The 12,856-nt window shown below is 73.0% G+C and carries 8 protein-coding genes; 6 read left to right on the plus strand and 2 right to left on the minus strand.

Annotation, left to right across the window (positions count from 1 at the left end; all coding sequences use genetic code 11):
- Window positions 1-172 precede the first annotated feature (172 nt).
- A complete protein-coding gene (typA, locus tag OG900_14475) occupies window positions 173-2,038 on the minus strand; it encodes a translational GTPase TypA (GenBank protein ID WUH91190.1) in 1,866 nt (621 codons plus the stop codon).
- Between the two features lie 205 nt (window positions 2,039-2,243).
- Here typA and OG900_14480 point away from each other — a divergent pair, with 205 nt between their 5' ends.
- Entirely contained in the window at window positions 2,244-3,380 is a 1,137-nt protein-coding gene (locus OG900_14480; GenBank protein ID WUH91191.1) for a hypothetical protein, read from the plus strand.
- Window positions 3,381-4,357: 977 nt separating this feature from the next.
- On the opposite strand, the gene OG900_14485 is transcribed toward OG900_14480, so the two are convergent.
- Entirely contained in the window at window positions 4,358-6,097 is a 1,740-nt protein-coding gene (locus tag OG900_14485) for an ABC transporter family substrate-binding protein (GenBank protein WUH91192.1), read from the minus strand.
- A gap of 448 nt (window positions 6,098-6,545) precedes the next feature.
- Between OG900_14485 and OG900_14490 the strand changes: the two genes are divergently transcribed.
- The 5 genes from OG900_14490 (at window position 6,546) to OG900_14510 (ending at window position 12,801) form a co-directional block, all read left to right on the plus strand.
- Entirely contained in the window at window positions 6,546-6,833 is a 288-nt protein-coding gene (locus tag OG900_14490) for a hypothetical protein (protein ID WUH91193.1), read from the plus strand.
- 78 nt (window positions 6,834-6,911) lie between these two features.
- Window positions 6,912-7,736, plus strand: coding sequence for a hypothetical protein (locus OG900_14495; protein WUH91194.1), 825 nt, complete (start codon window positions 6,912-6,914; stop codon window positions 7,734-7,736).
- Window position 7,737: 1 nt separating this feature from the next.
- Window positions 7,738-9,687, plus strand: a complete 1,950-nt coding sequence (locus OG900_14500; protein WUH91195.1) for a fumarate reductase/succinate dehydrogenase flavoprotein subunit — start codon at window positions 7,738-7,740, stop codon at window positions 9,685-9,687.
- Window positions 9,684-10,451 carry a succinate dehydrogenase/fumarate reductase iron-sulfur subunit gene (locus tag OG900_14505; protein WUH91196.1) on the plus strand — a complete coding sequence of 256 codons (768 nt, stop codon included), beginning with the start codon at window positions 9,684-9,686 and terminating at the stop codon, window positions 10,449-10,451. The genes OG900_14500 and OG900_14505 overlap by 4 nt, the downstream gene beginning before the upstream one ends.
- A 223-nt stretch (window positions 10,452-10,674) precedes the next feature.
- Window positions 10,675-12,801: a TPM domain-containing protein gene (locus OG900_14510; protein ID WUH91197.1), complete on the plus strand. Its 2,127-nt coding sequence runs from the start codon at window positions 10,675-10,677 to the stop codon at window positions 12,799-12,801.
- Window positions 12,802-12,856 lie beyond the last annotated feature (55 nt).

Raw genomic sequence — 12,856 nt, forward strand, 5'->3', positions numbered from 1 at the left:
GCGATCTTGTTCCAGAATCCGGACATTATGGAACGTAGACAGACACCGGCGAAATGGGCAGTGTGACCTATCTAACGGTTAATGGTGTCCGGAAAGCGGACACCAAAAGCCCACGCGAGAGGGGTCCAGGCAGGCCTGGACCCCTCACCGTTCAGTTGGCGGTCAGCGAGCGTCAGCGCTTAGCGCGGGACGCGGCGCGGCCCCGCTCCTTCTGGTCGAGGACCACCTTACGGATCCTGACGGTCTCCGGAGTGACTTCGATGCATTCATCGTCCCTGCAGAACTCCAAGGACTGTTCAAGGGAGAGCTTGCGCGGCGGCACCACGTTCTCGGTGTTGTCCGCGGAAGCGGCGCGCATGTTGGTGAGCTTCTTCTCCTTGGTGATGTTCACGTCCATGTCGTCGGAACGCGAGTTCTCACCGATGATCATGCCCTCGTAGACCTCGGTGGTCGGCTCGACGAAGATCACGCCGCGCTCCTGGAGGTTGATCATCGCGAACGGCGTCACGACGCCCGAGCGGTCGGCGACGAGCGAGCCGTTGTTGCGGGTGCGCAGCTCGCCGAACCACGGCTCGTGGCCCTCGAAGAGGGAGTGCGCGATGCCGGTGCCGCGGGTCTGGGTCAGGAACTCGGTACGGAAGCCGATCAGGCCGCGGGACGGCACGATCCACTCCATCCGGATCCAGCCGGACCCGTGGTTGGTCATCGTCTCCATCCGGGCCTTGCGGGCCGCCATGAGCTGCGTGATGGCGCCCAGGTGCTCCTCGGGCGAGTCGATGGTCAGCCGCTCGATCGGCTCGTGGACCTTGCCGTTGATCTCCTTGGTGACCACCTCGGGCTTGCCGACGGTCAGCTCGAAGCCCTCCCGGCGCATCGTCTCCACCAGGATGGCCAGCGCCAGCTCACCGCGGCCCTGCACCTCCCAGGTGTCGGGGCGCTCGGTCGGCAGCACCCGCAGGCTGACGTTGCCGATCAGCTCCCGGTCGAGGCGGTCCTTGACCTGGCGGGCGGTGACCTTGTGGCCCTTGCCGCCCTTGCCGACCAGCGGCGAGGTGTTCGTACCGATGGTCATCGAGATGGCCGGCTCGTCCACCGTGATCAGCGGCAGCGCGATCGGGTTCTCCGGGTCGGCCAGGGTCTCGCCGATCATGATCTCCGGGATGCCGGCGACCGCGCAGATGTCGCCGGGGCCCGCGCTCTCCGCGGGCTTGCGGGTCAGCGCCTCGGTCATCATCAGCTCGGTGATGCGCACGCTGGAGATGCTGCCGTCGCGCTTGATCCAGGCGACGGTCTGCCCCTTCTTCAGGTGGCCCTGCTCGACCCGCAGCAGCGCGATACGCCCGAGGAAGTTGTCCGCGTCCAGGTTGGTGACATGCGCCTGGAGCGGGGCCTCCTCGTCGTAGGTCGGCGCCGGGACGGTGGACAGGATGGTGGAGAAGAACGGCTCCAGGCTGTCGCTGTCGGCCGGCACCGTGCCGTTGTCCGGCTTGGTCAGCGACGCGACACCGTCACGGGCGCAGGCGTAGACGATCGGGAACTCGATCTGGTCCTCGTCGGCGTCCAGGTCGAGGAAGAGGTCGTAGGTCTCGTTGACCACCTCGTCGATCCTGGAGTCGGGGCGGTCGGTCTTGTTGATGCACAGGATCACCGGCAGCCGGGCCGTGAGCGCCTTGCGCAGCACGAAGCGGGTCTGCGGCAGCGGGCCCTCGGAGGCGTCCACCAGCAGCACCACCGCGTCCACCATCGACAGGCCGCGCTCGACCTCACCGCCGAAGTCGGCGTGGCCGGGGGTGTCGATGATGTTGATGGTGACGGGGTCCCCGCCGTCCTTCGGGTGGTACTTCACTGCGGTGTTCTTCGCGAGAATGGTGATGCCCTTCTCGCGCTCCAGGTCGTTGGAGTCCATCATCCGGTCGTCCAGATGCTGGTGCGCGGCGAAGGCCCCGGCCTGCTTGAGCATGGCGTCGACGAGGGTCGTCTTGCCGTGGTCGACATGGGCGACAATGGCGACGTTACGAATATCGTGGCGCGTGGACATGCGGCGGCGCTTCTCCCGGAATCGTGGATGGCGTCGCGTTCCTCTTCGACGCGCTCGCCCTTGCCGGGCAGAAGTCACGCCGCGGCCGTTCCCCATGGTACGTGCCAGCACAACGGGCCGCGCCCGGACGAGGGGGCCGGGGCGCCCCCGCGTGCCCGGCCGCCCCAGGCGACGGCGGGGTGGGAGGGGGTGCGACGATCTCCGCGTGTCCACGTCATCGTTCCTCCCGCAGCACGAATCAGTGCCGCCGCTGCCGGCCGGTGTGCCCCACGACCCCGCCGGCTCCCCCGGCACGACCCGCGCCGCAGGACGGCGGGCGCTGCCGAACCTGCTGGTGGTCACGGGTACCGCGGCCGTCGCGGTGCTCAGCGCCGCAGGCGCGCTGCCGCTCTCGGCCCCGGCCTTCCTCCGCTTCGCGCTCGGCATGGTCGCCGGCCTGAACATCCACGTCCTGTGCGACCGGCTCCTCGGCCCGCTCTCGGGCCTCGCGAGGGTCTGGACGTCCGTCGGCGTCGGCCGCCGGCTCGGCAGCACGGTACGCCGCGGGCGGCTGCTCACCTTCCGGCTGCTGCCGCTGATCATCGTCAGCACCTGCCACGTCCTCGTCGACCGGCCGGGGCTGCGCCGCCGCCTGTGGTGCGGCGCCGCGCTCACACTGCTCGCGGAGGTACTGGCCGCCGCGGCGCTGATCGCCGCGGGCGGTCGCGCCACGGGGATCGGCTGGGGCGTCGCCGCCGTCGCCGCGCTGCTGGCGACGGTCCAGCCCGGCCGGGTCGGCACACCGGCCTGGCGGCTGCTCCGGCTGCCCTTCGGGCAGGAGGACCAGCGGCTCACCGAATTCCTGCACGACCCGGCGAGCCTGGCGGCCGCCAGGGCCGCCGGCGCCGGCCGGATCGGCCAGGCGCGGGCCGCGCTCGACGCGGGTGAGCCGTCCGGCTCGGCGCGGCGGCAGGCCATGACCGCGGTGGTCGCCCTCGCGGAGGGCCGCTGCGGGGAGGCCGCGCGGACGGCGGCCGCCCTGCGGGAGCGGTCGGTGGCGCCCGCCCTGCGCCGGGAGGCGCTCCAGCTGTACGCCTGCGCCGTCGGTGACGGGATCGTGGCCGGGCACTGGCGTGCGGATGAGGCGGGGCCGGTGTTCTCCGCCGCGCTGGCCGCGCTGCGTTCGGAATCGTCCGCCGCCTTCCGCGGCACCGACCTCGCCGCGATGGAGGCGCTCTTTCTCTCCCGGCCGCGGGAGGCGGAGAAGCTCGCGACCCGCGCGGCGTCCACGGCCCCGGACGCCCTCGCCCGCGCCCGCGCCCTCCGCACCAGGGCCGCCGCCCTCGCCCCCACGGCGCGCTGACCCCTTCCCCCGTCCCTGGGGGCTGGCCTCGCGGTTCCCCGAGCCCCTGGGTGGGTGCTCCACAGTTGCGGTCCACTGTGGCTGGTCGCGCAGTTCCCCGCCACTCCCTGCGGGGTGCTGCTACGGACTCCACACTTGCGATCCACTGCGGCTGGTCGCGCAGTTCCCCGCCACTCCCTGCGGGGTGCTGCTACGGACTCCACACTTGCGATCCACTGCGGCTGGTCGCGCAGTTCCCCGCCACTCCCTGCGGGGTGCTGCTACGGACTCCACACTTGCGATCCACTGCGGCTGGTCGCGCAGTTCCCCGCCACTCCCTGCGGGGTGCTGCTACGGACTCCACACTTGCGATCCACTGCGGCTGGTCGCGCAGTTCCCCGCCACTCCCTGCGGGGTGCTGCTACGGACTCCACACTTGCGATCCACTGCGGCTGGTCGCGCAGTTCCCCGCCACTCCCTGCGGGGTGCTGCTACGGACTCCACACTTGCGATCCACTGCGGCTGGTCGCGCAGTTCCCCGCCACTCCCTGCGGGGTGCTGCTACGGACTCCACACTTGCGATCCACTGCGGCTGGTCGCGCAGTTCCCCGCGCCCCTGGGTGATTGCCACTTGCCGTGGTGTTTGCTTTCTTTCCCGCCTCTTCGGCGGGGCGCTCCGTTCTCCCCCAGCGCTTCGCCTGGGGGTACCCCCACGCGCCCCTGAAAAACGCGTGCCCTCTGCGCAGAGCCCCTGCCAGGAACCAACGCTTGGCAGCGGAAGACGCAGGCCCAAAGGGGCGCGGGGAACTGCGCGACCAGCCACGATGGCGCCGCAGACAAGCAACGCACCGCAAGAGGCAACCACCCAGGGGCGCGGGGAACCGCGCGACAAGCCACCCACACAGCGCAACTGTGGAATCCGTAACAGCACCCCGCAGGGAGTGGCGGGGAACTGGGAGGCCCGAACGGCAGTGTCCGGGCGCGGCCCCGGGGAGGGGCTACTTGCGGAAGCCCATGTCCTCGTAGTGGGGGGTCTGGAAGCCGAAGGCGCCGGCGTTGGCGACCGTCGTCCGCAGGGCGACCACAGCGGGCCGCTGGTAGAGCGGAACCGAGCCGGCGGCAGCCCAGATGCGGGAGTCGGCCTGCGCCGCGAGATCCCGCGCCGTGGACGCGTCCAGCTCACTGCCCGCGCGGTCGAGCAGCTGGTCGATCTGGTCGGTACCGACCCGCGTGTAGTTCTGCGCGACGCTCAGCGAGCCGTCCGGCGCCGGCACGGGCTTGGCGTAGATGGGCGTGTCGTCCGTGGCGGGGTAGGCGCTGCCCGGCCAGGAGTAGAGCGCGAGGTCGAAGTCGCCGGCGGCGATGTGGTCCTGGAAGTAGCTCGCGCCGTCGACCTTCGTGATCTCGGTGCGGACGCCGATCGCGGACAGCATCCTGGCGATCCGCCCGCCGACGTCGTCCAGCGTCGGCGAGTCCGCGGGGAGCACGAACCGCAGGCTGAGCTGCTTGCCGCCCTTGGTGACCGCCCTGCTGGGCTCGACCACGGTGAGCGCGCCGGACGCGGCGCTGCGGCCGGGGCCGGCCGCCGGGTCGCCGGCCTTGGCGGTGGACTGCTTCCAGCCCGCGTCGGCGAGCAGCGCCTGCGCCTGCTGGAGGCTGGCGGCGCCCAGGGCGGAGCTGTGGTCGGCGTAGCCGTCCTGGGAGGGCAGCACCAGGTGGTTGCCGAGGGCTACGGCCGGCAGGCCGAGCGGCTTGAGCACGGCGGTGGCGATGGCCTTGCGGTCGATCGCGCGGGCGACGGCGTGCCGTACGCGCTCGTCGGCCAGCGGCCCGGCGCTGCCGTTCAGCGCGAGCTGCGCGTAGGCGGCGTCCGGGGCCTTGCGTACGGCCAGGCCCCTGGTCCTCTTGACCGCGGCCAGCGCGCCCGGGTCGATGTCGGCGAGGTCGAGGGTGCCCGCGGCCAGCGCGGCGGCCCGTTTGGCGCGCGGCACCGCGGTCAGCACCAGCTGGTCGAGCTTGGCGGGCTGCCCCCACCAGGAGGTGTTGCGGACCAGGGTGACCGTGCCCGCCCTGGCGTCGACGCCCTTGACCGCGAAGGGTCCCGCGACGACGGGCAGCGAGGTGCGGGCGCCGTCGTTGAAGGCGTCGGGGGTGCTGGTGACGGACTTGGGGTAGAGCGGGCTGAACAGCGAGCGCCAGTCGGCGTAGGGCGTGCTGAAGGTGACCTCGACGTGCTGGGCGTCGACGCCCTGCTTGACCGAGGCGATCCGGTCGTAGCCGGCGTTGCGCGAGGTCCAGAAGGCGGAGTTCTTGCCGCTGAGCGCGTTCCACTGGGCGGCGAAGTCGGCGGCGCCGACCGCCCGGCCGTCGCTCCACACGGCCTTCGGGTTCAGCTCGTAGGTGACGACCTGGCGGGGCACGCTGTCGGTGACGTCGGCCTTCTTCAGGAAGTCGGTGTCGGCGGAGGGCTTGCCGTGGGCGTCGAGGCGGAACATCGCGGGCAGGGTCGCGCCGGCGACGGTGCCGGTGTCGGCGTCCGCGTCGGCCTGGAAGGCGTTGAGGGTGCGCGGCACGTCGTCGGTGGCCCAGTGCAGGGTGCCGCCGTCGCGTACGCCCGCCCTGGCGACCGCGGCCACGTCGGTGCCAGCGGTGCCGGCGGCGTGGTTGCCGCCGCCTCCCGAGGAGCAGGCGGTGAGGCTGAGCGTGGCGCCCGCGGTGAGCGCCGCGGTGAGCGCCACGGCGGTACGCACCGCGCGCGGCCGCGGCGCCGGGCGGGGAAGTGGACCACCGTCGCCCACAGGGCGAATACGCGCCGCGCGCGCCCGCGGCGCCGGGGTGACAGCGGTCGGGTCCGCACTGCGGTTCATGTCGCTCCTCCGCGGCCCAGGCGGCCGGCCGGAGGCTCGGCATACGCCGGGGACATACTTCATCTGGTCGAATGGGCCGTTTTACCGGTGGTCCGGTAATCGCACTCCCACTCCAGACGACGCCACCGGCGGCGCCGCCCCGACCCGCCGACGCGCCCGGCGCACTCCACCCGTCCGGCCCACAGCCCCGCCGCGCCCGGCCGGCGCCGCGGTATTCCGTGCAGCCGTCTTCACAAGGCGCGGTGTGACGCGCAACACTCACATCCGCAGCACCGCCCCGTACTCCATTCATCACGGCGGCAGATGGTGAGGACTTCACGTGTCCCTGCACGACGACCTGACGTCGGTTCAGCGCCGGCTCGACGACCTGATGCGCTGCGTCGCGCGGCTGGACGAGCACAGCGGCGACACCCTCGACATGCGCCGGGTGCGCAGTGCCGCGGCCCACCTGCGGGACAGCCTCGCGCTGCTGCAGGACTCGGCGCCGGCGGCCGCGGGAGCGCGGCAGGTCGAGATGGTCACCATCCCGGACGCGCCCTACGACCGCGGGCTGTGGGCGGACGCCGAGGACGAGGGGCTCGGCTCGCCGCACCGGCACGCGCCGTAACCGCGCGCCCCGTCGTACGCACCGGCGTGCGACGGCTCGGTCGCGCGCCCCCCGGTCCTTTCCCGTACGGAGTCCTCCTTGGCCACCGGAACCACCCCCACCACCCCTGCCGCCCGCGGTGTACTCGCACCGGGGCGGGCCGCGATCTCCGCCCGGCACCTGCGGACCGACCGGTGGTGGCTCTCACCGCTGGTCACCGCGGTAGCCCTGACGATCTTCATCATCTACGCCACCTGGCGGGCCTTCGCGAACGGCGACTACTACTCGGCGCCCTACGTGTCGCCGCTGTACTCGCCCTGCCTGGCCTCGAACTGCGCGGACATGAACGGCGGCGCCGACTGGCACCTCTTCGGCGCCTGGTGGGGCCTGTCCCCCGCGCTGCTCGTGCTGGTCTTCCCGCTGGGCTTCCGGCTGACCTGCTACTACTACCGCAAGGCCTACTACCGCGGCTTCTGGGCGTCGCCGCCGGCCTGCGCGGTCGCCGAGCCGCACGCGAAGTACACCGGCGAGACCCGTCTGCCGCTGATCATGCAGAACATCCACCGGTACTTCTTCTACCTGGCGCTCCCGGTGGCCGGCATCCTGACCTACGACGTGGTGCTCGCCTTCCGCGACGAGCACGGCGCCTGGGGCCACGCGGGGCTCGGCACCCTGGTGATGGTGCTGAACATCCTGCTGATCTGGGCGTACACCCTGTCCTGCCACTCCTGCCGGCACATCATCGGCGGCAAGCTCCGGCACTTCTCCGCCCACCCGGTGCGCTACCGGCTGTGGGGCTGGGTCGGCGCGCTCAACGGCCGCCACATGCTGCTCGCCTGGTCCTCGCTGATCAGTGTCGGACTCGCCGACCTCTACGTGTACCTGGTGGCCAGCGGCGTATTCGACGATCCGAGGTTCTTCTGAGATGACACAAGTCGAACGGCACGCGTACGACGTGGTCGTGGTCGGCGCGGGCGGCGCGGGGCTGCGGGCCGCGATCGAGGCCCGGGAGCGGGGCATGCGCACCGCCGTGATCTGCAAGTCCCTCTTCGGCAAGGCCCATACGGTGATGGCCGAGGGCGGCATCGCGGCCAGCATGGGCAATGTCAACTCCCACGACAACTGGCAGGTGCACTTCCGCGACACCATGCGCGGCGGGAAGTTCCTCAACCAGTGGCGGATGGCCGAGCTGCACGCCAAGGAGGCCCCCGACCGGGTGTGGGAGCTGGAGACCTGGGGCGCCCTTTTCGACCGCACCGCGGACGGCCGGATATCGCAGCGCAATTTCGGCGGCCACGAATACCCGCGGCTCGCGCACGTCGGCGACCGCACGGGCCTGGAGCTGATCCGCACCCTCCAGCAGAAGATCGTCTCGCTCCAGCAGGAGGACTTCGCCGAGACCGGCGACTACGAGGCCAGGCTGAAGGTCTTCCAGGAGTGCACGGTCACCCGGGTGCTGAAGGACGACGGCAAGGTGGCCGGGGTCTTCGGCTACGTCCGCGAGTCGGGCCGGCTGTTCGTGGTCGACGCGCCCGCGGTGGTGCTGGCCACCGGCGGCATCGGCAAGTCCTTCAAGGTCACGTCGAACTCGTGGGAGTACACCGGCGACGGGCACGCGCTGGCGCTGCTGGCCGGGGCGCCGCTGATCAACATGGAGTTCATCCAGTTCCACCCCACCGGCATGGTCTGGCCGCCGTCGGTCAAGGGCATCCTGGTCACCGAGTCGGTGCGCGGCGACGGCGGGGTGCTGCGCAACAGCGACGGCGAGCGGTTCATGTTCGGCTACGTCCCCGACGTCTTCAAGGAGAAGTACGCGCAGAGCGAGGAGGAGGCCGACGGCTGGTACACCGACCCGGACAACCACCGCCGCCCGCCCGAGCTGCTGCCCCGCGACGAGGTGGCCCGCGCGATCAACTCCGAGGTCAAGGCCGGCCGCGGCACCCCGCACGGCGGGGTCTTCCTCGATGTGTCGACCCGGCTGCCCGCCGAGGAGATCAAGCGCCGGCTGCCGTCGATGCACCACCAGTTCAAGGAGCTGGCCGACGTCGACATCACCGCCGAGGCGATGGAGGTCGGCCCGACCTGCCACTACATGATGGGCGGCGTCGACGTGGAGCCGGACACCGCGGCGGCCCGCGGGGTGCCGGGGCTCTTCGCGGCCGGCGAGGTGGCCGGCGGCATGCACGGCTCCAACCGGCTCGGCGGCAACTCGCTGTCCGACCTGCTGGTCTTCGGCCGCAGGGCCGGGCTCCACGCGGCCGAATACGCGGCCGGGCTCGGCGAGCGGCGGCCCGCGGCGCCCGAGGCGCAGATCGACGCGGCGGCGGCGGAGGCGCTGCGGCCCTTCGGGGCGGCGGCGGAGGGCGACGAGCCGGCGGAGAACCCGTACACCCTGCACCAGGAGCTGCAGCAGGTGATGAACGACCTGGTCGGCATCATCAGGCGCGGCCCGGAGATGGAGCAGGCGCTGGAGCGGCTCGACGGGCTGCGGGCCAGATCGCGGCGGGCGGGGGTGGAGGGCCACCGGCAGTTCAACCCCGGCTGGCACCTGGCCATCGACCTGCGGAACATGCTGCTGGTCAGCGAGTGCGTGGCCAAGGCCGCGCTGGAGCGCACCGAGAGCCGCGGCGGCCACACCCGCGACGACCACCCGGGGATGGACCGCGGCTGGCGCAAGGTCAACCTGGTGTGCGAGCTGGCCGCCGAGGACCCGGGCGGTGCGGACGCGGGCGGTGCGGACGCGGGCGGTGCGGACGAGCGGGCGCGGGTCGGGCTGCGGCAGCGCCCGATGGACCCGATACGGGCCGATCTGCTGGCCCTCTTCGAGCGGGAAGAGCTGCTGAAATACCTGACGGACGAGGAGCTTGACCGGTGACCCACACAGCGCACTTCAAGGTCTGGCGGGGCGACACCGACGGCGGTGACCTGCGGGACTACGAGGTCGAGGTGAACGACGGCGAGGTCGTCCTCGACATCATCCACCGGTTGCAGGCCACCCAGGCCGCCGACCTCGCCGTCCGCTGGAACTGCAAGGCCGGCAAGTGCGGGTCGTGCAGTGCCGAGGTCAACGGGCGGCCGCGGCTGATGTGCATGACCCGGATGTCGGTCTTCGAGCCGGACGAGACGGTCACCGTCACCCCGCTGCGGGCCTTCCCGGTGATCCGCGACCTGGTCACGGACGTGTCCTTCAACTACGACAAGGCCCGGCAGGTCCCGGCCTTCGTCCCGCCGAAGGGCGTGCAGGCCGGCGACTACCGCATGCAGCAGGTCGACGTGGAGCGCTCGCAGGAGTTCCGCAAGTGCATCGAGTGCTTCCTGTGCCAGGACACCTGCCATGTGGTCCGCGACCACGAGGAGAACAAGGCGGCCTTCGCCGGGCCGCGCTTCCTGATGCGGATCGCCGAGCTGGACATGCACCCGCTGGACGCGGCCGCCGACCAGGGGCTGGTGCGGGCCGCGTCCGCGCAGGAGGACCACGGGCTCGGCTACTGCAACATCACCAAGTGCTGCAGCGAGGTGTGCCCCGAGCACATCAAGATCACCGACAACGCGCTGATCCCGCTCAAGGAGCGTGCCATCGACCGCAAGTACGACCCGCTGGTGTGGCTCGGCAGCAAGATCCGGCGCCGCCAGGGGTAGGGCCTGTCCGGCAGATCCCGCCTGGCCGGCGGGGTCCGGCAGGCCCTCGGCCGGATCGTACGGCGGTGCGCCCCGGGGGCCGCCACCCCCGGGGCGCACCGCCGTACCCGCCTTTCGGACGACGACCGGGCGCCGCGCATAAGTCGCGTACCGCACATCCCGCACATAGCCTCCGAGGACAGCCACGCGGTGGAGACGTGGCGCGGGCGAAGGGCGCGGGCGCATGAGGCGGCGAGTCCCACGGTGGTGCGCGGCGCTGGGCGCGCTCGGGCTCGCCGTGCTGCTCCCGCACGCGGGCCAGGCCCGCGCCGACGATCCGGTCGCCCTGTCCCGCAGCGGCCAGATCACCGACAGGGTCGACGCGCTCCAGGGCCGCACCTTCCAGGTCGCCACCGCCCTCGACCAGCTCTTCGACGCCCGCCACCTCCAGCTCTTCGTCGCCTACGTCAACGGCTTCTCCGGCCGCAGCCCGCAGGACTGGGCCAATGCCACGGCGACCAGGAACGGGCTCGGCCGGCAGGACATCCTGCTGGCCGTCGCCACCCACGACCAGCAGTACGCGGTCTCCGCCGACCAGGACTCCGGGCTCACCCAGGCCCAGCTGGACCAGGTCAGCTCCACCGCCGTCGAACCCGCGCTGCGGCAGAACGACTGGGCGGGCGCGGCCGTCGGCGCCGCCAACGGCTACGACGCGGTGCTCGCCGGCCGCCCGGTGGCCGCGCCCACCATCACCCCGGGCACCGCGGACCCCGGCGGCGGGAATTCGGGCAGGAACGGTTCCGCCGACCTGTGGATCCCGGTCGTCGCGGTGGCCGCGGGAGGCCTGGTCGTCCTCTACGCGATCCGGCGCCGCCGGAACACCCCCACGGGCCGCCCCCCGGAACCCGCGGGCGCCGGACCGGTGGCCGGCGGGCGCGGCCGCCGCTACGCCCCGAAGCCGACACCGCTGCCCGAACTGGACTCGCAGGCCGGGCAGCTGCTGGTGGCCACCGACGACGCGGTGCGCACCAGCGAGGAGGACGTCGGTTTCGCGGCCGCCCAGCTCGGCGAGGCGGCCGCACAGCCCTTCACCGAGGCGGTCGACTACGCCAGGGGCGAGCTGGCCGCCGCCTTCCGGCGGCGGCAGAAGCTGGACGACGCCGTCCCCGCGGACGACGTGGCCAGGCGGCAGCTGCTGGACGAGATCCTCTCCCGCTGCACCCAGGCCAACCGGCGGCTCGACGCGGAGTCCGAGGCCTTCGACCGGCTGCGCGCGATGGAGGCCAACGCCCCGCGGCTCCTCGAAGAGGCCGAGGCCAGGGCCGCCGCCCTGCCGGGCCGGATCGCCGCGGCCGAGGCGGCGCTCACACCGCTGGCCGCGACCTACGCCGACCCGGCGATCGAGCCGGTCGCCGGGCACCCCGCCGAGGCCCGCGACCGGCTGGACTTCGCCCAGGCCGGCCTCGACCAGGCCCGTGCGGCGATCGGCACCGACCACGGCCGCGCCGCGGTCTTCGTCCGCGCGGCCGAGGGCGCCCTGGGCCAGGCCACCGCCCTGGCCGACTCGGTCACCCGCCGCGCCGACGAGCTGCACGCCGCCGACACGGCGCTGCGCGCGGCCCTGACGGAGACCGACGCGGACCTGGCGGAGGCCAGGACGCTGCCGGGCGCGGACGCCGCGGGCCGGGCGGGCAACGCCGGCGGCGACCACGCCGACCTGCGCGGCCGGATCGCGCGCGCCGAGGTGGTGGTCGCCGCCGTGCGGGCGGAGCTGGCCGGCGGGCGCCACGAACCGATCGCGGGGCTGCGGCGGGTGGCGGAGGCGGACGCGGGCCTGGCCGAAGCGCTGGCCGGGGCGCGCGGGCGGGAGGCCGGAGGGCAGCGGGCGCGCGGGCTGCTCGACCGGGCGCTGCTCGGGGCCCGCAGTCAGGTCGCGGCGGCCCGTGACGTGATCACCACCCACCGTGCCGCGATCGGCAGCCAGGCGCGTACCCGGCTGGCGGAGGCCGAGCGCCGCCTCCAGCGGGCCGAGGCCGCCGCCCCCACCTCGGCGGCCCTGACCGACGCGGGGGACGCCGACCGCCTGGCCCGGGAGGCCCAGCGGCTGGCCCGGGAGGACGTCGGCTCCTTCGGCGCGGCCTCCTACGGCGGCCGCCGGGGCGGACCCGGCATGGGCGGCATCGGCGGCGCGATGCTCGGCGGCATCATCCTCGGCGAGCTGTTCGGCAACGGCCGCGGGAACCGCCGGGCTTACGGCAGCCTGGGCGGCATGCGCGGCCTGGGGGGCGGCGGCGACTTCGGCGGCGCGGGCCCCGGCAGCTTCGGCGGCACCGAGACCCGCGGCCGCATGGGGGGCGGGGGGCGCTTCTAGGGCCTGCCGTCCGGATCTCCGCGGTGTCCGGTGGGGTGCGTCGCAAGGGCGGAGT

It is taken from the genome of Streptomyces sp. NBC_00433, from assembly GCA_036015235.1.
In the GTDB taxonomy this organism is placed as follows: Bacteria; Actinomycetota; Actinomycetes; order Streptomycetales; family Streptomycetaceae; genus Actinacidiphila.